The organism is Chitinophaga sp. YIM B06452 (genome assembly GCF_039655965.1).
GTDB lineage: Bacteria > Bacteroidota > Bacteroidia > Chitinophagales > Chitinophagaceae > Chitinophaga.
This window is the reverse complement of sequence record NZ_JAWLKY010000003.1, coordinates 736,228-758,301: the sequence shown is the minus strand read 5'-3', so window position 1 is coordinate 758,301 and position 22,074 is coordinate 736,228. Positions and strand designations below refer to the sequence as shown.

General features: G+C 52.6%; 13 protein-coding genes. 4 read left to right on the top strand and 9 right to left on the bottom strand.

What is annotated here, in order from left to right; all coding sequences use genetic code 11:
• Nucleotides 1-3,699: cadherin-like domain-containing protein (locus R3I13_RS19870; RefSeq protein ID WP_346319715.1), on the bottom strand; the 3,699-nt coding region annotated here is incomplete at its 3' end.
• Nucleotides 3,700-4,339: 640 nt separating this feature from the next.
• Here R3I13_RS19870 and R3I13_RS19865 point away from each other — a divergent pair.
• Together R3I13_RS19865 and R3I13_RS19860 are read left to right on the top strand one after the other, a co-directional pair.
• The gene (locus tag R3I13_RS19865) at nucleotides 4,340-6,901 is read left to right on the top strand and encodes a TonB-dependent receptor (RefSeq protein WP_346319714.1); all 2,562 of its coding nucleotides are present in this window, start codon (nucleotides 4,340-4,342) and stop codon (nucleotides 6,899-6,901) included.
• A gap of 188 nt (nucleotides 6,902-7,089) precedes the next feature.
• Entirely contained in the window at nucleotides 7,090-7,338 is a 249-nt protein-coding gene (locus tag R3I13_RS19860) for a hypothetical protein (RefSeq protein WP_346319713.1), read from the top strand.
• A gap of 71 nt (nucleotides 7,339-7,409) precedes the next feature.
• Here the strand turns inward: R3I13_RS19860 and R3I13_RS19855 are convergent, their stop codons facing one another.
• Nucleotides 7,410-9,833, bottom strand: coding sequence for a TonB-dependent receptor (locus tag R3I13_RS19855; RefSeq protein WP_346319712.1), 2,424 nt, complete (start codon nucleotides 9,831-9,833; stop codon nucleotides 7,410-7,412).
• A gap of 280 nt (nucleotides 9,834-10,113) precedes the next feature.
• Here R3I13_RS19855 and R3I13_RS19850 point away from each other — a divergent pair, with 280 nt between their 5' ends.
• A complete protein-coding gene (locus R3I13_RS19850) occupies nucleotides 10,114-11,556 on the top strand; it encodes a hypothetical protein (protein WP_346319711.1) in 1,443 nt (480 codons plus the stop codon).
• Between the two features lie 30 nt (nucleotides 11,557-11,586).
• On the opposite strand, the gene R3I13_RS19845 is transcribed toward R3I13_RS19850, so the two are convergent.
• From R3I13_RS19845 to R3I13_RS19835, 3 genes are all read right to left on the bottom strand, one after another.
• Nucleotides 11,587-15,333 (bottom strand): hypothetical protein, encoded by a 3,747-nt coding sequence (locus tag R3I13_RS19845; protein ID WP_346319710.1) that lies wholly within the window; start codon nucleotides 15,331-15,333, stop codon nucleotides 11,587-11,589.
• Nucleotides 15,334-15,344: 11 nt separating this feature from the next.
• Complete coding sequence (locus tag R3I13_RS19840) at nucleotides 15,345-16,448, bottom strand: AI-2E family transporter (protein ID WP_346319709.1); 1,104 nt, start codon at nucleotides 16,446-16,448, stop codon at nucleotides 15,345-15,347.
• A 128-nt stretch (nucleotides 16,449-16,576) separates the two neighbouring features.
• Nucleotides 16,577-17,533, bottom strand: coding sequence for a hypothetical protein (locus R3I13_RS19835; protein WP_346319708.1), 957 nt, complete (start codon nucleotides 17,531-17,533; stop codon nucleotides 16,577-16,579).
• Here R3I13_RS19835 and R3I13_RS19830 point away from each other — a divergent pair.
• Nucleotides 17,532-18,206, top strand: coding sequence for an SUKH-4 family immunity protein (locus tag R3I13_RS19830; RefSeq protein ID WP_346319707.1), 675 nt, complete (start codon nucleotides 17,532-17,534; stop codon nucleotides 18,204-18,206). The genes R3I13_RS19835 and R3I13_RS19830 overlap by 2 nt on opposite strands.
• Before the next feature lie 7 nt (nucleotides 18,207-18,213).
• Here the strand turns inward: R3I13_RS19830 and R3I13_RS19825 are convergent, their stop codons facing one another.
• From R3I13_RS19825 to R3I13_RS19810, 4 genes are read right to left on the bottom strand one after another with little or no spacing between them, the layout of a single operon-like run.
• Nucleotides 18,214-18,987 (bottom strand): hypothetical protein, encoded by a 774-nt coding sequence (locus tag R3I13_RS19825; RefSeq protein WP_346319706.1) that lies wholly within the window; start codon nucleotides 18,985-18,987, stop codon nucleotides 18,214-18,216.
• A gap of 22 nt (nucleotides 18,988-19,009) precedes the next feature.
• Complete coding sequence (locus tag R3I13_RS19820) at nucleotides 19,010-19,819, bottom strand: PoNe immunity protein domain-containing protein (RefSeq protein WP_346319705.1); 810 nt, start codon at nucleotides 19,817-19,819, stop codon at nucleotides 19,010-19,012.
• A gap of 14 nt (nucleotides 19,820-19,833) precedes the next feature.
• Nucleotides 19,834-21,165: a PAAR-like protein gene (locus R3I13_RS19815; protein ID WP_346319704.1), complete on the bottom strand. Its 1,332-nt coding sequence runs from the start codon at nucleotides 21,163-21,165 to the stop codon at nucleotides 19,834-19,836.
• A gap of 21 nt (nucleotides 21,166-21,186) precedes the next feature.
• A complete protein-coding gene (locus tag R3I13_RS19810; protein WP_346319703.1) occupies nucleotides 21,187-22,074 on the bottom strand; it encodes a hypothetical protein in 888 nt (295 codons plus the stop codon).

Genomic DNA, 22,074 nt, shown 5'->3' with positions numbered 1-22,074 from the left:
GGTGATATTCACAGTCACGGTAGCACTGCCGCCATTACCATCACTGATCGTAATAGTAAAGTTATCTGAACCCCTATAATCTGCATTCGGCGTATAAGTGTACGTACCATCAGCATTCACCACTACTGTGCCATTGGAAGGGTCCGTGGCTTTGGAGAAAGTAAGCTGATCACCATCTGCATCAGCGCCAGTCACCGTACCGCTTACAGGCGTGTCTTCATTCGTGGTCTTAGTATCGCCAGTGCCTGTAGGCGCATCATTGACGGCGGTTATATTCAGGACCATTGACTTGGTATCCTGTAAAGCACCGCCGCTACCGGTATTCCCGTTGTCGGAGATATTCACAATGAGATCCAGTGAGGCCGGGGCGGCCTGAGGAGCGTCGTAAGTAAGCATACCCGCCGCTAAAAATGCATTGATATCGGCAAGCGAACCTGACAGTACAAGCGCATTAGACGAACCACCCACCACTACACCTGCCCCTGAAACCGCGTTTAACTGGCCGCCAGCCACCGAAAAAGTAACGGTAACATTCCCCGTAGCAACATCGATATCTTCAAAAAGAATATCCTTGATTGTCGCCGGCATGTCTTCAGTAACCGCCGCATTTGCAGGCAAGGTTATAACCGGGGCATCATTTTCAGGTGCTATATTGATAGCCATACCGGCCATGGCAGCAGCATACGCCGTACCATCGGATGCGCTCCAGTTGAAGCCGGTGCTGCCATTCCACTCACCTTGCGGCACAAACGTTAGATGCCCCAGGTCAGAAAAAAGTATCTCTTTCCCAATTGTAACAGGAATGCCATCGAGCTGAAGACTTCCATTCTGGGGCAGGCTTTCGATCCTGACCGCACTTAGCGGGGTACCGTTCCCATCACTGTAAGTTGAAGTAAAATCCGCGGCCTTAAACACATACGTCCGGTCCTCATAACCCGATACACCGTTATCTGAAATAACGGGCAAAATATTGATGATAGCAGCAACAGTAAAAGTATAATCCGCCCTTCCCGCATCCGCATCATTATTCTGGATACGCACAACTGCCGTGTAGTTCCCTCCCGCCCGGCCCGCGGGATCATAACTGATCGCGAATTGCGTGCTCTGCCCGCTGGCTATTGCGTTCGCTGCAGGTTGCGCTGCAATGCTAAACCCGGCGCCGGTAATACTTACAGGAGCCGTCAGGTTGATAGTGCCCGTTCCTACGTTATGAATAGTAAAAGTATGCGTTACCACACTGCCCGCCGCCATGCCAAAATCAGTGCCATCAGCGCTTGTAACTTCCGTGCTGTTGTCTTCAATGGTAATATCATTCCCTTTTACATTGATCCGCGGGGAGGTCAGTATAACAATGGTGGTGGCAGACACGGGACTGGTCTCGATCCCGTCGGTCACCACAGCGGTAATAATGCGGTCCGTGGTATTGGGGGAATTATTACTGTTGCGGTATTCCAGCATTTTCATTACGGCGATATAATCCGCCTGCGATGCCTGGCCTGAAAGCTGTACCACATTCGTGTTATTGCCGGTCATCGTTATGCCGGCCGGGAGCGTACCGTTCAGGTGCAGCGCCTCGGCCCCCGCATCGGGGGAATTGGTCAATGTAACGGTTGCGCCCGACAAAACCGGGGCATCAGGATCAACGATCGTCATGTCTGCGTCCATAATTCCGGCCCCGGTGCTGCCTGCATCAAAGAAATTAAGGTAGCTGTAGGTGCCGGTGGCTCCTGAACTGTTATTCGGGTCAGGATCCAGTACGGGAGCATTATTGACGGCGATCGTCCGGGTGACGAGGTTATTTTCGTAATAACATTCCTGGTAAGTAGCATGCTGGCTGGCAAGCGAGGCCAGCGTAAAAGGCACTCCCACCTCATTCCCCACGCCTCCCGGCACATAACTGCCATTGTCGTTGATAATAATGGCAAGGTCGATATTAAGATTGTCGAAGTTGCTCAGATCCAGGTCGAAACTGAAGGTCTGGCATTCCCCGGCCAGGATACCCTGGGAAAAGGCGCCTGTATACAACAACCTGGCCGACGGGTTCGTGGTAGGATCGCCATGGTAAAATGAAACCGGCATGCCGCTGCCGCTGTTCCCCGCACCGGGGTTACAAACAGTAACGTCCGCTTTTACCGTTTTGCTGCCGGTGTATTTCGTAAAAGTCACGCCAGGCGTGCCGAAAGCGATGTCCGGCTTTGATCCGTAATTGTCGATAGACAGCAGCAACTGGTAATCGGGATTGGCCAGACCGGTCTTATTCGTAACTGTCAGCTGGCTTTTATCTGCCGAAAGGGAAAAGGAGATATCATAATTATACGGGCCTTTAAAACCGACGGTATAGGCATGGGAACGGGCGCTTGTATTATTCAGCGGCACTCCTTTGAATGCGAAGTTGTCGTCTCTCCTTTCCGTCTGCGACAAACCTACCTGCTGGTAAAAATACCCGGTGGCCGTTCCGGCGGCGAGATCAATATAGGCAAAGGCTTCCAGCGAGTTCTCATTGCTCTCTGAATCCGAATTAACCGCATTCCCTCCTTGTGTAAAATAGATCGCATTCGTGCCCGGCGGTATATCAAATGTTCTTGACACTCCTGCCGTTGAGCTCAGGCCCGTAGGAATGGTCTTAATGTCGGAGCTGATGAATTCCGCGCTCATGCCCTGCCCCGCCCGTTTGTAGAACTCCACCACATATGCGTCGTCGAAGTCACGGGCATAACTGGCGTCGCGCCTGATGACCAGGTTGGAACCGGACACATAAATAGCCGGGTTGTACAGGCCTACGGCCCCTTCGTTCATCGATTTCCCGGTATTATCCCCGGTTACGGCGGCCCCGGCGCCAACCAGCTTGTTGCTGTAGGCGCTGCTTAAGTTGTCAACCACGTAGGTAGACCGCCTGTTGGCAGATCCGCCGTTGGCAAGGGTTACAAAGCCGGTCGTCGTTCCTTTCTGGAGGTCTATGGTAAAACGCAGGTTCGAATAGCCTTCTTCCGTCCCTGCGGTAGTGTTCAGATCACCATAGCTGGAATTCGTTCCTTTCCCGGAGATGAATATAACATCGGCTCCAGTGGGGATGGGCATCACCAGGTCTGTATTGGCAAGGGCGGTGCCGTGCAACAGTGCTTTCACCTGGGGCTCAAGCGGGGTCAGTGAATTGCTGTATGGGGACAGGTACTGGACGTAAAAGGAAGAATGGACGCCGCTAAAGCTCTGCGTGATGGTCAGCGTATTGCCCAGGATGGAAAAATTCACGTTGTTCAACTCAGGGTTGGCATCGCCTATTTTGGAGGCGGCGGGAATGAAAGCGCCGAGGGGAGCCTGTTGCCAGCCATACAGGTTGGTACCCGAGCCATCCCTCAACGTGTTTTTAGCAAAGTTCACGTAACCGGAAGAGGTATTGGTCGTCAGGTCAATCACCGCGTTAATACTGATAAAGTCCTCGTCGCCCTGCGCAAAATCGTTACCGCCGGATGTAGTGCCGGTTTCTGACGAAATATAAACTGAAATGGATTTGGTACCGGCTGGAATAGTGAAAACGGGAGCGCTGGCCCCCGGGCTGCTGTACCGGGCCTCCACACCTAAAACATCCGCTCTTTTTCCACCGCTCTGGCCACAGGGGCTTGAGGGCATCTGGGCAGAGACCGCAGCGGCAAAAAACAGTAAGGTGACAGTCAATAAAAGCTTAAGGCAGTCTCTTTTCATAGAAATATGTCATAGGCAGACCATTAGCCATTCGGTTTTTGTGGCCGTTAATATGGGTAGTAACCCGCTGCACCTGATTGAAGGGAAAACGAGGAAATATCAGCTTTAATAAACGTTGCTCTGGTGTAGATGTTTTCGGTTCGTCTGACGGTTTTGTTTGTAGGATATGTTTATTAGCGCCTTTGTTATCGCTTCAATGACTCTCTTAGAATTACTATTGTTCCTCTCCTATTACAAGACAAAGATATCACATTTGTTATCTTCCGGACATAGCCGGGGGCATAACTTTTGTGTTATTCAGCAGGCTTAAAACAACTGTAAATCACCTCTTTACAGGCAGTCTTGCGCCTTCAGCGGGAAGCATTTTCCACGACCTGGTTTTCGTGAAAAAACCACGATATTTCCGGCCAGGCAAACCGTTTCCTGGCTGCAATACTTTGCCAAAGAGGCCGGTTACCCGGGACCTGGCGACGCGCGGAGCCATAGCCGGGACCCTGAAATGCCCTGGTAACGGCCTGTTCAGCAGCACTTTACCCCTCTTTTCAAAAAAAATGAAAAAAAACAAAATAACTGCAATACATTTGTCTACAAATCCTGTAGACTATACAGAGTATTAAACTCAACCTATATTGTAACGATCATGAAAAAAACACTTCCAATTCTCTTCTTCGCCTTACTCCTGGGCACTGCCACGTTTGCGCAAAAAGTGATCACCGGCGTGGTCAGGGGCGAGAAAGGATCTCCTGTACCCGGCGCCACCATTAGCTTAAGAGGCTCCACCAACCATGCGATTGCCGACAGCAGGGGACAATTCAGCCTGCGTACCTACGCCCCCTTTCCGCTCACCCTCGCCGTTAGCTCTATTGGCTTTGCCACCCGCGAAGTGGAAGTGACCGAACAAAACCAGGGCTCCGTGGAAGTTGTATTGCTCGTAGACAACCGCCAGCTTAATGAAATATCCGTTACCGCGCGCCGCCGTAATGAAAAGATACAGAACGTGCCCATCGCCATCTCCGTTGTGCGTGGCGGCGTGATCGAAGATGCGGGCGCCTTCAACGTGAACCGCGTGAAAGAACTGATACCCACCGTGCAGCTCTATTCTTCCAACCCACGTAATACCACTCTCAACATCCGCGGGCTTGGTTCCACCTTCGGTCTTACCAACGACGGCATCGATCCCGGTGTTGGTTTTTACCTTGACGGCGTATATTATGCCCGCCCTGCCGCTACCACGCTCGATTTCGTGGATGTAGAGCAGATCGAGGTGCTGCGTGGCCCGCAAGGTACGCTGTTCGGCAAGAACACCACCGCCGGCGCATTGAATATCACTACCCGCAAACCTTCGTTCTCCCCCGGCGCCACCGCTGAAGTGAGTTACGGCAACTATGGCTACATCCAGGCAAAAGCGTCCGTTACCGGCGCTATCACCAGCAAGCTCGCCGGCAGGATCGCCTTCTCAGGCACGCAGCGCGACGGTACTATTTATAACATCTCTTCAGAGAAATATGTAAACGATATCAATAACATCGGCGGGCGCGCGCAATTGCTGTACAAGCCCAGCGATAACGTAAGCATCACGCTCACCGGCGACGCGTCCAAACAGCGCCCTGAAGGATATGCACAGGTAGTGGCAGGCGTGGTAAAGACCAAACGCGCCGCCTACCGCCAGTTTGACGCCATCATCGCGGACCTCAATTACCAGCTGCCCAGTCTTAATGCATTTGACCGGCGGATAGACCACAATACCACCTGGCGCTCCGGCAACGACCTCGGCGGGGTTTCGCTGAACGTGGACGCGAAGATCGGCAACGGCACGCTCACCTCCACCTCCGCCTGGCGTTACTGGAACTGGGATCCGTCTAACGACCGCGATTTTACAGGATTGGCCGTGCTTTCATTGTCGCAGGCCACTTCCAAACACCAGCAATGGTCGCAGGAAGTGCGGTATGCAGGCAATTTCTCTTCCAAGCTCAGCGGCGTGATCGGCGTATTCGTGATCGGGCAGGATCTGAAGACCGACCCCGCACATATCGAAGAATCCGGTGCTGCACAATGGCGCTTTTCACAAAGCACCACGAGTGAATTATGGAAAACACCCGGCCTGCTCGACGGTTACGGCATCCGCACCACTTCGCGCCTGCAAACGCTGAGCGCCGCAGTGTTCGGCCAGCTGGACTGGGCTATCACAGACCGACTGCATGTATTGCCCGGCCTGCGTTATAATTACGACGACAAAAAAGTGGACTTCAACCGCAAAACATACGGCGGCCTCGAAACCACCGATCCCGCCCTGCTGGCGCTGAAAGCGATCGTGTATACAGACCAGGTGTTCAATGCCAATACAGACGATACCAATCTCTCCGGCCAGCTGACCGTTTCTTTCAAAGCCAGCAACGACATCAATACCTACGCCACCTTTTCCACCAACTACAAACCCGTGGGACTCAACCTGGGTGGCCTTCCTACCGCCAGCGGCAAGCCGATGCTGGAGCTGGCAGAGATCAAGCCGGAATATGTGCAGCATTATGAAATAGGTATCAAAACAACACCCACGGCTGCTTCCACGCTCAACCTGGCCGTCTTTAATACAGATATCAGGGATTACCAGACACAGGTGCAAACCGCTGAACTGGGCGTGAACCGCGGCTACCTGGCCAACGCAGAAAAAGTGCAGGTACGCGGGGCTGAACTGGATGGCAACATCCGCTTCAACAACAACTTCTCGCTCTTTGGCGCCGTGGCTTATACAGACGGCAAATACAAATCTTTCAAAAACGCGCCCGTACCACTGGAAGAAACCGGCGGCCCCAGCGCTTTCAAAGATATTTCCGGCGGTAGGCTGCCAGGTATTTCCAAATGGACGGCCACCCTGGGCGGCGAAGCATCCACCGGCGGCAAGTTCCTCGGCCAGGGCGGACGATACTTCCTGGCGCTGGACGGATACTACCGCTCGGAGTTCTCATCCAGCCCCTCTCCTTCTCCCTACCTGAATGTAGACGGCTACGCGCTGTTCAACGGCAGGCTGGGTTTCCGCGCCACGAAAGGTGTGTCGGTATTTGTGTGGGGAAGGAACCTGTTCAATAAAGATTATTACGAACAATTACTGGTAGCCGCAGGCAACGCCGGCCACTACGCCGCAGTACTCGGCGACCCCAGGACGTATGGGATCACGCTGCGGTATGTTTTTAGTCCAGCCAACTAGGAGAACCTTTATACTTTAACGGCCGGCGTATTGCTGAAAAGCGTATGCCGGCCGTTGTTTTATGGCACATAGTATTCGTTCATCTTTATACCAAACAAAATTTCCCCGAAACAGCCATAGCAGACAAATTCCACTGTTCATGCATCTCCACAGGCATGGGAATTGCATAACTTTACAGAAAAAATACCATGGATACCCGAACAACACTCCCTCCCGGCGGCAGCTTCTACAACATCGTGCTGGAGCTTCAGCAGAATAAACAGGAAGCAAGCATATTGTATGAAGACAACGGCGTAACCCGCGCCAACGGCATCATCACTTCCATTTTCGAAAAAGATGGCAAACAGTGGATGCGACTGAATGATGAGACGGACGTGGCGATTGATACGCTGTATGCGGTAAACGGCACATTTACATCCGATTATTCTGAATGCTGACAATAAATAAGCACGTAAAAAAACGGCCCTGCGAGCGCAGGACCGTCTTGCTATAAAAAATAAAGCTATTCTCAGAACTTAAATGTCGCGTTGGCGGAAAACCGGCGGGGCATTTGTTTTTCTATGGTGGTCCAGCCGCCAAAATATTCCTTATCAGCGATGTTATCCAGCTTCAGGGCGAGCCTGAAAGCTTTCACCTGGTAAAAAACAGTAGCGTTGAAGACAGTGTAGGAAGGCAACGTAAACGTGCCGGTGCGTTCGTCGTTGGTGATCACGTTGTCGCCGGCATAATTGCCGCCCGCGCCGGCGCCGAGGCCGCGCAGCTTGCCGCCCTGCAGGGTGTAGCTGATCCAGAAGTTGGCCTGGTGCTCTGGGCCCGCGCTTACAGGCCTTCTGCCTTTGGTGAACCGGTCGGCTTCTACCATTTTGCTGTCGTTGTAACCATAACCGGCCACGATATTCAGCCCGCTAACGGGGGAAGCATTCAGATCGGCTTCAATACCCTTGCTGCGCTGGGTGCCGTTCTGCACGGAATAGTTATATGTAGTGCCCTCCTTCTCGATGGAAGCCTGCATGGTCATATTATCCACTTTCAGGTCGTAGTAACTGAGTGTGAAATTCAGGCGGTTCTTCAGTACGTTCAGCTTCACGCCGCCTTCGTACTGGTTGGCATGCTGGGGCTTGAAATTCCCGTCCAGCTCCGGCAGCGGCTGCGTTACAGGCGCCACGTTCTTAAAGCCGTTCATGTAGTTGGCAAACACTCCTACCTTATCTTTCACCACCTGGTATACCAGCCCGAACTTGGGCGATATGGAAGTCTGGTTGTAATTGCCGGATTTGGTACCGTTCAGGTAATTGTACGTGCCCTTATTATCGAAATAATCGACCCGAACGCTGGCCATGGCGATCAACTGATCGGTGATGTTGAGCACATCGGAGATGTATGCGCTGTACGCATAATTTTTAGTGGCGTTCCTCGTTTGCCCGGTTGTGATCTGCGCCAGGCGGGCGTCTACAGCAGCGCGGTTCAGCTGCGAATACCGCGGGTCCTTCACATTCACCGAGCTTACGGAATCGAAGCGGAGATAAGGCGAATGATTGTTGGTAGTTTCCATGCCCAGGAAATCCAGGCCGATCACCACCCTGTTGCGCAGGGAGCCGATCTTGAAGTCGCCGATGAAGTTCTGCTGGATGCCGGTAGTATTGGAAATGCTGTTTTGCGTATAGGCGTAGCGGCTCAGCAAAGTGTCATTAGGTTTGATAGCGCCCTGGTCGAGGAACATTACATAGCTGTAATACCCCTCGCTCTTGCGGTTGCTGCGGGTGAGGTTGGTTTGCGAGGTCCATTTACCGGATATCCTGTAGTTCACCTGGCCATACAGGTTCACGGTGGGTGTACGGTTGGTAAGATCGTTGCTGGTAAAGGAACGGTTGAAGTCTATGCCCGTCTCAGCCGGCGTACGGTATATCAGCTGGCGGGTCCTGTTGAGGAACACCATCAGCGTGTTGGTGCTTTCGCCGTTGTAGAACTCGGCGTTCACGTTAAAGGAAAGCCGGTCGTTCACCTGGTAAGAGAAACTTGGCGCAAGAAATACCGATTTACGGAACCCTGCGTCCTGGAAGGAGCTTTCGTTGTGGTAAGCGCCATTCACCCTCAGCAGGGCGGTTTTGTCTTCATTCAGCGGGGCATTGAGGTCCGCCGTGATGCGGGTAAGGCCAAAGCCGCCGCCGGTATAGGACAATTCACCGCCAAAGTGATCGTAAGGTTTTTTGGTCACGATATTGATAAGCCCGCCGAAAGAGATCAGGCTGCTGCCGAACAATGTGCCCGAAGGGCCTTTGATGGTTTCGATGTGTTCGATATTGGCAGGGTCTATGGAGCCATTGGTAAGACCGGCAATGCCGTTGATCATGGAAGGCTGTACAGAAAAACCGCGCATGGTAAAGAACCCTGCGCCGTCGCCGGGGCGGCCGGTGGAGCTCCAGAGCCTGGTAACGCCGGGCGCATTCCTCATCGCATCGTCGAAGGTGGAGATCACCTGTTCCTTCATCAGTTCCTGCCCTACCGTGTTATATACCTGTGGATTTTCCAGGTTTTTGATGGGCAGGCGGGCGATGTAGTCGCTTTCCCTTTTGCCTTTCAGCTGGGTGCCTTTAATGGTCACTTCTTCCAGCTGCGTGTTGGACAATTTTAAACTGATGGCGATCTCCGCAGTACGGTTAGCAGAAACCTCCACTGTTTGTTCCGTAGTCTCAAAGCCCAGCAAGGATACCTGGAGAGTATAAGAGCCTGGCTGCAGGCGGCGGATATTGAATTCGCCTTTCACATCGGTCACCGCGCCGCGGTTCTTGTTTTTGATCTGTACGCTTACCATCGGAGCAGGCTGGCCATCGCTGGTAGATACCGCGCCTTTGATATTCCCCGTATTGGCCTGGGCAAACGCAGCGCCGGAGAAGCCCGCGATCATCATCAAAATAATCAGTAGTCGTTTCATCATATGAGTTTAAATAGCAAGGATCATCGGTTCCCGGTCATTAAGCATAAAAAAGGCCCTTGCGGGAAACAAAGGGCCAATACAGATGCGGAAATCCGCCGCAAAGTTGCGATACGGGGAATGGTAATTGATGTCGGAAAAGGAATAATGTTTACGCAATCGGGAAAAATATGATCGCCAGGATGTATGACGTTCCCGATCATACGTCTCTATAAATAAATAATTTTCAGTAACTTAGAATGCACCCCATGTTTCATTCATCATTATTGTTATTAATCCTATGAGGAATCTTTACCTTTCACTGATCGTCGTTCTGGCCCTCCCCGCGCAGCTTTCTGCGCAGGACGCCAATTACTGGTCTTCCAGCTACGGCCCCGCCGGCTTCTTCATGCCGGGTTCTGTGATCGCGCAGAACAGGGATACCGGCGTCATGTTCTACAACCCCGCGCTGCTCGTAAACACGCAGGGCAGCACCACTTCGCTCAGCGGCACTATTTACCAGTGGCAATCCATCCTGTTCAAGAACGGTCTGGGCACCGGGCTGAACCTCCGCTCGTCGGGCACCAGCATCGTTCCGATGGTGGCTTCGCATGCGGTTCCTATTATCAAAAAAAGGCTGCCTTTCACGCTTGCCTACGCTATTGTGCACACTCCCATTATCGACTACAGCGTTACGCAACAAAAAGACGTGCTGCAGGATGTGCTGGACAATTCCTACAGTCCCGGCACTGAAACCTATATCGGGCAATACAAAGCGGCGAACAGGATAGACCAGACCTCCCTTCAGCTGGCCGCGGGTATGCGGCTGGGAAAAAAGATAGCCGTTGGCGTTACTGCGGAAGGCATTCTTCAAAAACAATCTGTGACGGTCGACTTTACTTCCCGTACCATGATGAATCCCGCCGGGCCGGATACCATACTGGCGCCCATCACCACTGTGTCAGAAGATTATACGGCCAGTTACAGGCAGATGGGCGTAAGAGCGAAAGTCGGGATGGCATGGGAGCTTTCGGACAATCATCACGCAGGCCTCCTGGTGACAACACCCGTTTTGAGGCTGGGCGGCAAAGGCACCGTTGTCTCCAACCTCGAGGTAAGCAACTTATACCTGGCAGGAACGGGTATCAATTTACTGGCAAGCACGCGGCAGACCGGCCTGCGGTCCGGCTGGAAGAACCCGCTGAGCATTGCTCTTGGCTACACTTATCTTCATAAAAGGGGACAGATATATATCGTAGCGGAATATTTCGCGCCCGTCAAAGCATACGACGTTCTCACCCCTAAACCGGCAGCCTTTATCAGGCCGGACACGGGCAGCAATAATGCAAGCGCCGGTTTCCTGCGGCTCAGCGACGAGCGCCGCGGCGTGCTGAACGCGGGCGTAGGTGCCAGTTACAGGATGTCGAACGCTGTGATGCTATTCGCTTCTCTACGGACGGATTTTACTTATGATAAAGGGGAAGGCCGCTCTCTTACTGAAGGGTATAATATCAACGTTACGGATTGGAATTTGTACCACGCGCAGGTTGGCGTGAACCTGCGGCACCGGCGCTATAACATCCGCACAGGGCTGATGCTGGCCTATGGCAGCACGAATGACTACCCGCAAAGCATCAACCTAGACCATCCTGATGAAAGCAATTTTCTTCTCGGCGATGCAGGCCTAAGCAAAGGGCGCACCCTGCATGCGGGCCTGCTGGTTTCGTATATCCATAACTTTTAGTACCAGCCGGAAAGTTGCGCTACAGGGCATTTAAAGCTCAGCCGACAACGGCGGCAGGTAATACTGCTCCCGGTATTTGTTATATTTCCTGCGATAGGCGCGGTCCCGCTTTAAGCCTACGGCAGACATGACGCCGCTCTTCTGCACGATGATCCAGTAATTGAAGATAAATTTCCCGCGGTTCCGTTCGGTAAAAATGAAAGAGGGACGAGTGATGCGGGAAGGAAGAATAAGGTTTGCCAGCCAGGTTTTCACCGCGGGCATCAGGCGCCATTTATCCGGGTGATGTTTGTCCCTGATCCGAAGCCGCAGGTCGCTGTAATAAAAATGCATCTGGCCGTAAGCCGCATAGGTATTGCCTTCCCAGGTGCTGAAAACGGTATCTATCCGGCCTTTCGTGATACTGACGTTTCCCTGCGGCATGGCGTCGCGGCCCAGTTCGGGCAGTTGGATGGGCGACACATCCAGGCGGGCGCTGAAGCCGGAAAGGCTGTCGGCATACGACTCCCTGTACATCAGCCGGCGGATGCTGCCGTTGAATACAGTGCCGGAAGCGTATACCAGCAGGGAATCGTTTTTGCCGAAGCGGTTACCCAGGTTCAGGATGGTGCCCTGCACGTTTTTCAGTGGTATTTCATTCCAGCGGTCTGTTTTCGCGGGGCGTTCCGCGTAAACGATCGTGCTGTTGGAAATGGCCACCGTATCGATCCTGAACGGCGCGGCGATCTTCTTCAGCAGCGCCGTTGGCATTTCCTTTGTAACGCCTTGTTGTAGTGGCATATGCTTGTCCCGCGAAACGGTCATTGCCAGGCTGTCGAGGGTCATTTTACCGGCGTGCGGCATGGTATCGCCAATGCGGGCGGGATCGAAGCCGGTGATGGTGATCGCGCCGCCGTTGACGGTGATATAATCCTGCTGCCATTTTTCTTTCCTGAATGTTTCCTCGCGGCTGAGGCGGGGTTGCATGGATATGTCCCGGATATGGAGTGTATTGCCCGCCCATTGGAAACTTCCGGCGCCTGCATGCAGCTGGTCGTTACTGAAATTCAACTTCCCTCCTTCCGCAGACAAAGCGGGCAGCAGGTTCTTCCAATTGAATTTTTCACCGTGATGCAGCCGGATGGCGGTGGAAGGCAGTTTCCCGGCAAGCTGTTCCCCTGAAATCGCCGCGGCACCTTTCTCAAACTGAAATCCGCCACCTTTCCAGGAAAGCGCTGCCAAGGCGGAAAAGGTCTTGTCATTTATTTCAACAGCCGATAATTGAAAATGGCTGTATGGCACTGCCAGGTTTAATCCCGGCCGGGTTACCTGGCTATTTTCCAGCAAGACCTCTGTAGTGGATAATTCCAGGCCATCTCCCTTCGTCTTCACATCTTTTACTTTCACCTGTAAGCCGGTATGCAATTGCATTGTATCCTCCTGCCCTATGCCGGTATAATTCACCTTTGCATGATCAATATTGATTTCACCGATATGCAGGGAAAGCGGGATCTTCATCGGAGACGGAGTTTTTTTGACCGTGTTGCTTTTCTTTGAAAGTAATTCCACCTCCGCATTATCTGCATCGAGGTATGGCATTTCCAGCCTGCTGAAATCACTTGAATGAACCGGCAGCCTGAATTTCAACGCGGGCAAGGCAACTTTCGCAGTACCTGAAACGAACCGGATGTTGCTGACATTACTTTCCTTCCCGCTGAAAATAGCCGCAGCGCCCGTTTCCAGCGAAAAACCGGGTTTCTTCAATTGTACCGCAGATAGCTTTAGCTGTACATCTTTCCAGGCAAAGAAATGTTCTTTAGTATGCAATTGTTCAACCAGCAACCCACCTCCCTGCGCCTGCAAGCTACCATCCGGCGCAGCCTGGAACAGCCAGAACTGATCCGCCTCCAGCTTTGCCACGCGGATAACCGGCAGTGGATGTTTCGGTGGTGGTTGTTTTTCTTTTTTACCTTTCCCCGGCAAATTAACAGTGATGCTGCCTGCCCTGAAATAATCCACCTGGATATCCCTTGTTTGCTGGAACACGTCCCAGTCAAACACCTCCCAGTAAATATCATCCGCGCGCAAATGCATACCGCCGGGCAACTTCACATCCAGCCGCTCGTTCCAGTTGCGACGCAGTGTGCCGTTGAAGCGGTAATTGTGCGCGGCTATGTTTGTCCCTTTCAGTGAAAGCTGCAAGCTGCCGATGCGCAGGTCTGGAATGGCATGTTTAATATCTACCAGCGAATCGCTGAGAAAAAGTTTATCCAGCAAAATATGCGCATCGATGGCCCCGGCTTTCAGCGCTGTGCCATGTTCCCCGCCCGCTTTATAGTTCAGCTCGCCATTGCGAAGGTGAAAATGCTCCACATGCACCATTTCCCTGATGCCATGCAGTGTTTCGTAAAAAACGTCCAGGTTTTTGGGAGGCGCTTTAATAGAAGCCGCACGCACAGGGCGGCTGCGCTGCTGGTGCACCGTGATCACGGGGTGGATCAGCTCGGCTTCATCGGCCTTGAGATGCTTTCGCATCAACGATTCCAGGTCCACGTTCTTCAGCCGCAGCGCCGGCGCGGTGGCCGTCACCGTTTTGCCGGCACGATTTTTTTCCGTGGGCATATACGCCACGCCTTTGAATAAAATACCGTCGCGCTCAATGGAAAACTCATCAATGCGCATCTGGTAGAGGCTGTCCCGCGAATAAAAGACCATCTCCCGTAGGTCCATCCGCACGCTGTCTATGCTAAGCGGGCGCTGCATCTGCGGGTTTACACGGAGATTATAGATACGGAGGTTGCTGTTGCGGCTGGCCGCCTGGCGGCCTTGGAGATGCACATCCGCGCTCACCACATTGATGAACCCGATCTGCAGAAAACCGAAAGGCATGCGGTTGACCGCTTGTAACGTATCGCGCCTGCCGCCGCTTTTACGACCGGGTGGAACTGTCAGCACGGGGTTCAGGCAGGTGAGCGTGTCTATCAGCAAGCGGTTGTGCTGGTAAAGCGCAGGCAGGTGGCGGGAATTGAAAAATATTTTGTCTGCCTGCAGGCTAAGCCCTGTACCGCCCGTTGAATCCTGTTCAGTGTAATTGATGCTATCAAGCTCAAGCCGCTGCCCCCGGCTGTCGAACCGAAGGGAGCTGAAACTCACGTCCTGCTTTCGTTTGGGCAGTATCCAATGCTGGCGGCCCAGGGAAAACACTACCCTGTCTGACCCGAAAAGATGATCATCTTTATTATTGATCTCCGTGAAGTTCTGCAGGTAGAGGTTAATGTCGTTCACATGCAATGCCAGGCTGTCTTCCACGAGGTAATCATATGAACCGTTGCGCATGCTGAAGGAATGCGCGTTGAAATGCATGAGCGTTTTTTGCAGGATGTCCAGGATGTCTGTCCCTTTGAAGCCGGCACGCTGTTTTGCCGGTTGCGGCCTGGTATTCATTTTCACATGCGGGGAAATAAAGGCCAGGCTGTCTACGACGATCTTCCGGTTCAGCAGCAGGTCTTTCCAGGAAGCGAGCGAAAAATACAGTTCCGGCATTTCGATATCATAGGCCGTAGGCGCATGCTGCCGGTCGATGCAATGCACCGAGGAATGCCGCAGGGTAATGGCCCTTTTCCCGAAAGACACTTCGGCGCTGCCTGCATCGAACACGTATTGCCCTTTCGTCTGCATTTTTACCGCGTACCGCAGGCTTTCCTTGAACCGGTAAGTGATAAGGTAATACAACACGGCGATGCACACGAGGATGGCAACTACCAGGAAGATAAATATCCGTTTGAGGGCTTTTTTCAAAAAAAAATGATTTATATGAACTCACCCGCACCTGGTTCCGGGGACAGTTTGGGTTGATCCTTCCGTGCCAGCCAGGAGGTGAAGATCGTATAAAAAACCGCGAGAATGATGGCGCCTTTGAACATGCCGGTAAATCCCCATGCCGCAAGCCCGCCTATCACGCCGAGGAACAGCACGAGGAAAGGGAGCCTTCCCCCGCTTTTCGCGATCAGTATTGGCTTCAGCACTGCGTCGATCAGCAGTACGAAGAGGCCGTATACCGCGGCAAAAACCGCCGTGCCGGTATGCCCCTCCACCGCGAGGATCACGACCAGCGGCAGCCACACCAGCAAAGGCCCTACCTGTATGAGCACGAGGAAGAACACGAGCGCGCACAGCAATATCTTGAAGTGCAGCCCCGCGATCACAAACCCGATCCATGAAATAAAAGCCGCTACAAAGGCAGTGCCCATCACGCCAATGGAAACGCCTTTGATGGCGTGGGTGGTAGCATCCAGCAGGGCCAGGCCGTCGCGGCGGCCCAGCAGGTGCTGCAGTGTGGTCTTGACCGGTTTCATCACTTTGTCGCCGCTTGCCAGCAGGATCGCTGAAATGATAATACCTAGAACGAATTGCAGCGCGGTGCCTACTACGCCCGCCCCTCCTGTCAGGATGCGGTGCAGCACATGACGGATCTGCTGCTCGTACCCCATGAGGGCTTCCTGCGGGTTTTCCTGTAAATGCTGCCAGAACGAAACCACCGAATCGCCCACCACCGGCATCTGCGTGACCTGCGCCGGCAAAGGCGGCAGCCCATGGGCCTGGATGTCTGCATAAAATCCCAGGATGTCCTTCATGTGTTTTCCCATTGCGCTCACGATATACACGACCGGGAGGGCCACGATAATGATGAGGATCACAGCATACAGGGTGGAAGCGAGCTTACGCCTTCCCCCCATTGCATTTGCGAGCCTTTCGTAAGGCGCCGCAAAGGAAACGGAAAAGATCAATGCGAACGTGAATACGCCGAAGAACACCTTCAATACGTCGTACAACGCGAAAAGCAGGGCCAGCAGGAGCAGCAACACCAGGATCGTTTCGATGATGCCGCGGGAATTGGGGAGGTTAATGCGCATGCGGTTAGGATTGGTAACTAAATATAATAAATTTGGGCATACGCTGTATGGGAAGATGTTTATTACCAGGTATTTAAAGACAAAACGCTTCCCGGTGATAATCCGGAAAGCGCTTTGAGAAATGTCCGTTATAATTTGACGACCAGTGTATGGAGTGCTTCTTTCACCGAAGGGATAGATGTGCACACCCGCGGGTCCATGATGTTTCCACCAAAGTCGTTGCTTTCTTCCGAGGCGGATGCGACTGCTTTCTGCAGCTGGTCTTTCAGTTCAGCCGGCTGGTATTCCGCCAGCGACCAGATACAGATGACCTGGAGAAATGTTGTCTGTTTTGGATCGTTGATGATCTTCAGCAGCGCTTGTTTGCTGGTGCCGGTATTGGCGGCGGCCAGGGCCCTGGCTGCTGAAATGTTATTATGGGAATTCTCCGGGTCGTTGAGGAACGGTAGCAGCAGGTTTTCATCCACCTTCAGCCGGAGGTGATAAACGCATTCCATGGCAACATGCTGCAAAAAGAAAGTGCTGATCTCTTCTTCGCCGAACCCCGCGGGAGCTTTGCTTAATTGTTCGCTGACAAACTTCGAAAGGTAATCTTTATCGAAAGGCAAGCCGTGGTAATGGTTAAAGACAGCCGTCATAGTTTTTTCGTAGACCTCAAAAGGCACCAGGGCCTGGTGGTAACTGTGCCTGTAGCTGGCCCTCACTTTCCCGTCCCGCACATAATCGAAACCGGTGGTAGGTGTGGCGATGCAATATTTCCCGTCTTTAGCCTGGCTGATGAAAAAGAAGCAGCTGTCTGCCTCAGCGATGCGGAACTCCGGGCCATGCTCGCCGGATATGCTGCAAATTTCCAGCAGGGAGAAGCCGGTGATCACCAGGCTGTCTTTTAACGTTTTCCCGCCGAGTGCGCGGATCACGCTGATCTTTACGCCTTTTTCCGGGTCCGAGGAAATAACTTTGGCAAGTACAAAGGAAGTGGAAGACCGGATCACTTTATCCACCCATGGTTCATTCCATGTGGTGGCATGAGCGCGGGCAACGGTGAGGGTAAGGAAGAGAAGTAATAGGGATACCGGCTTTTTCATGGAATTTTATTTTCATATAAATATACATTTTTCCGGTTGGCAGTGGTATATTTATGCACCAACAAAATATATGATCCCTACCGATAGTTTCCGTAAAAACTGGCCGCTGGTATTTAGCAAACGTAACAGTTTCTCTGAAAAAGGGCTTATTCCATTCAGGTTACCTCTCTCGATCAGCCAGTTCCTCCTTGAATTCGGCCTGCCGGACAGCGCTGCGCCGTGCTTATCTTTCGTGGGGAACCGGCAGGAAAATGAGTATGGGTACGGTGCTATCTGCCTATTGAATGAGCGGTATGATTTCCTCAGCGACAAATACAATACTTATATTGTCATTGGCAGCGATGGCAGTGGCAATCCAGTCGTTTTAGATACAACTAGGGATAACTTGGTTGAAGTACTGGATCATGAAGACTTGTTTGAGTCAGCTTATTTCGTAAACTCCTCGCTTCCACAGATGGCGGCCTGCCTATTAGTCTACCAGCAATTTATAAATATTGCCAACGAGGAAAACAATTTTGAAGGACCGGACAATTTCACAGATTCGCAGTATAAAAAACTGAAAGCTGCATTAGAAGAGATAGACACTGTATGCATCAGAAGCGGGCTGTGGCATGATGAATTAAACCTCCTCCTTGTTTACAGAGAAGACTCACAAAATAATTCATCGCTTTAACAGATTCTTACTTCCCGCTTGTCTTCTGCAAAGCCCGCCCGCTCCATTTTTCCACGAGCAGGAAACCTTTGATGCTGATAAAGATCACCGGGGCGAATAACAATGCGATCAGAATGTGTTGCCAGAAATGCGGGAAGAGGCGGAATAAATAGAACAGACCAACCACCATTGCCAGGCTGACAGCGCCCCAGGTATAATTCATGATCTTAAAGCGGCCGGGCGTTTTCACCACGGCAATATCTTTAAGTTGCATGCGCGCTTCCGGGAAATTGCGGTAAAACGAGGAGGAAGCAGCAAAGAACTTGTCGCGGGTGCCGTCCCAGCCGGAGGTTTCAGGCAATGTACTTTCAAACGAAGGCTGAAATTGCGCTACGTCGGTATAAAACGCCGCCAGCTTGTCCAGGAATGCATCCGGGGTATCATAAAAACCGGTTAACTGTAAAAGGTCAATGAAAAGCGTATCGTCTTCGCTGGGCTGCTTTCTAAGATAAGCCAGCCATTCATCGTAATAGTCCAGCAGGTCAGGGTATACCTCTGCTATGTATTCCCTTCTGCGCCGTCCGTTCTCCAGGGCCCGGGGCCTGCTGACGCGGATATCCGTATCGATCTCTTCGTCTTCATGCTCCGGCTGGTAAACTTTCCTGTAAACGTTGCGCACGCTTTCCAGGTCTTTTTTTTCCAGCAGCAGCAACCAGAAATGCGCCAGGGAATTGTTTCCTTCGAAAAGGACTTCCTGCTGCCGGCCGGGTTTATTGATGCTGAGATATGATCTGTTTCCCATGCAACGGGTTAAAATTGTTTTACTAAAACTGCCACCACTTTTTCTTCGGCGCCGCCGGTTCTTCCCTGAGGCTGTCGGGCGCGGGAGGCGGTTCCACAGGCGCTTCCGGCGTGCCGGGCGGATCGCCGTGGAGCATGTCGTAAGGATAATAGGGACTGCCTTTCAGCTTTGCATCATCCAGGTTCATCACTTTGGCGATGGCGGCGCTTTCGAAGCTCCAGTATCCCAGGTATGCATTCCCCGGTTTTTTATGTGTGCCGTAATCGTCTTCCAGGTTATCACGTGTATAGTAGAGTTTGTGAAGATATTCATACAGATCTTCCGCGGCTTCGGCCTTATTGGATTTCGTTGCTTCCTTCAGTTTTTCGAGGGCGGGATCTTCCGGCCACAGCAGTTCCCCCGGCAGTTCGTAAGTGGGCTGAACATACCGCAGCAGGAAACTTACGAGGTAATCTTTATACCCGACATCAGCCAGTACGCTGCCAAGCCCCTGCAGCGCTTCCTTTGCGTCCAGCAGCACGCCCATGGAAATCATGCTTAAAAGCTGCGAGTAGATCAGGCCGCCGCCGTCCGAATAATCCGCATCCGGCTCAACGCAGTGCGCATAAGCGTCCAGCATTTCCTTGCAGGGCGCAACGAGGCTCCTCACCGGGATTCCCTGGGAATATGCCATTGAAATATACGCGCTCAACCCGTCAGCCAGCACATAGTACTCCATCCGGTAAGGCTGCGCTTTGGAAAGCAGGTCTTTCTTTTTCCCGTCCAGCGTTACTTTTAGCCTGGCTGTCGCTTCCCTGAAATACTGTTCATCTTTGAAATGATCCCTCAACATATCTTTCATTTAATTTAAAACAAGCTCCCGATCCAGCCACCAATGCTGCTGCCCGCAATGCCGCCGATGATCCCCCCGACGACCCCTCCCACAATGATCCCAACCGGCCCCCCGAGCGCGCCCACGGCAGCGCCTATCTTTGCTCCTACCAAAGCCCCGCCCAGTGCGCCAACAGCCGAGCCGGTAGCTTCTTTCGTCTTTTCCCCGAAATGGCCTTCTTCCTGGTATGCTGAATAAATATTGTATCCTTCCATCACGATCCCTACCACGATGGCGCCACGCCCCACTACCTTGCCCACTTTGCTGACCGTGGAAGCATTCCGCACCAGGAAGTCGTTGGCGGCGCTCACCGCCTTGGTTCCCTGGATGCTGCGCGATACACTGTTGATCGTATTGGCTGCTTTGGAGCCGCCTCTCACCACGTTCGCCGGTTCCAGGTTTACTTTATTCCCTACATTGCCGTTCCGGTCTACCTCATGATACGAAATTTTCCCTTCAGGGTCAACACCCGCTGCCAGTCGTTTCAGGCTGGGATCGTTGGTGTTCACTTTGTCGAGCACGCGGGCCGCGTCGTCGGCCGGCAGCGATTGCTGCACCCTGCTGGTACCGGTAGTTTGCCCTTTGGACAGCCAGTGATCGCCCAGCTGCTTGCCGCTTCTTTTGGTGCCGGCCAGTTTAGGCTTACCTCCACGGGTGGCGAACTTCCCATCGGCAACGATATCCGTAGTACCTTTCACATCTTTCGCGCCGATGTCGAGACCATTCTGGCCGCGGCCCATGTCTGTGGAGTTGATCACATAACCCTTTGCCTTCAGGTCCATTTTAACCCGCTCCTCGCCATACATGCGTTTGAAGTCGCCTTTACTCGCAGCGATCTCGTCTACCGTCTTACCTCTAAAATATTCTTTTTCTATGTCTTTTAACGCTTTCGCGCTTTCCGCGAAATTCTCACCGAGGAACATGCCGCCGCTGTTCATCCCGAAACCCAAACCGGTAGTGGCCGCGGCTGCCGTGCTTCCGCCTGAAGGCACGTCAAAATCCACTTTCACTTTCCCGCCTTGTTTGCAAAGCAGGCAGGCGTCTTCGAACACCAGTTTATAACCGTTCACTTTCACGCCTTCGTTGCATTTATCCCAATAAATTGGATCCGGCTTGCAGGCGCCGCCGGTAACGGAGCAGGAGCCCATCGGGAAAATGTTCTCTCCCGGCACCATGTCCATTTCACTGGCCAGGTTCTCCCCGTAGATGCGGGTATTGTTGTGATGGGTCACCAGCAGGCGGGAAGGGGCACTCCCTTTGTCGCAGGTGAGCCAGCTGTTTGCAGGAATATATTTTTTTGAGCCCATGTTTGAAAATTTTTGACCAGGTCAGGCTTCAGCCTCCGCCTGGAATAATTTTTCCGGATGCCGCGCTTCCGCCTCCGATACCTGTGCCAATGTATGCGCGCCCGTGATACTGTACCAGTCGGATACTTTCGTTTCCAGGAACATTTCCGCCTGCGTCAGCCAGTGTGCGCCGTTGTAATGAAACTGCTCTTCCATGGCCACTTCCAGCTCTGCCCTGATATTAAAGACCCCGGTAAGGTCCTTCAGCATACGGGCGAACGCCTTCCTGTCGAACTGCGCAGCGTCCAGCGCTGCATTATTCACCAGGCTGTAGCGGTGATGGTGCAGTTCATATTCTTCCTCCCACCGCGATTCCATCAGCAGGGGCAGGTCTACCTTCCCGAAGTATTGTTTGAGCACAAAAGGCTTGCGTTCCAGCGGTTTCTTCTCTGCATAATTATCCCGGAAAAAGAAACGCCATGCGCTGTATCCTTCAAATGCCTGCATAAACCGCTGTTTATCTTTCAGCAGCCTGGCAGTCTCCGCGATCATGTTATCCGCAGCCTCTTTGAGGTGCTTATATTTTTTTTGCATCCTCGCCGCGAAAAAATCTACCCATTTCTGGTACAACGCGGCAAAGTTGCGTATGTCCTTCAGCTGGCCGTTGTTATCCAGTGCCAGCACCAGCGGCGATTGCAACTCGTCCATGTCTGCCGCCCATTCGTGGATCTGTATGGTACCCTGCATCTGCTGCGACAGCAGAGTGTATTCCAGCAACATTTCTTCGCCGTTCCTTTCCAGCGCCTGCAGCTTTACCAGCTTGTGCTGCACAAACTGCATCACATGCGAACCGATCGCCGTCCTGTTGGCGCTGGTAATGTGATAGTACACATACGAACCGGGCGAAGGCCTGTCTGCGTTGAACTGCAT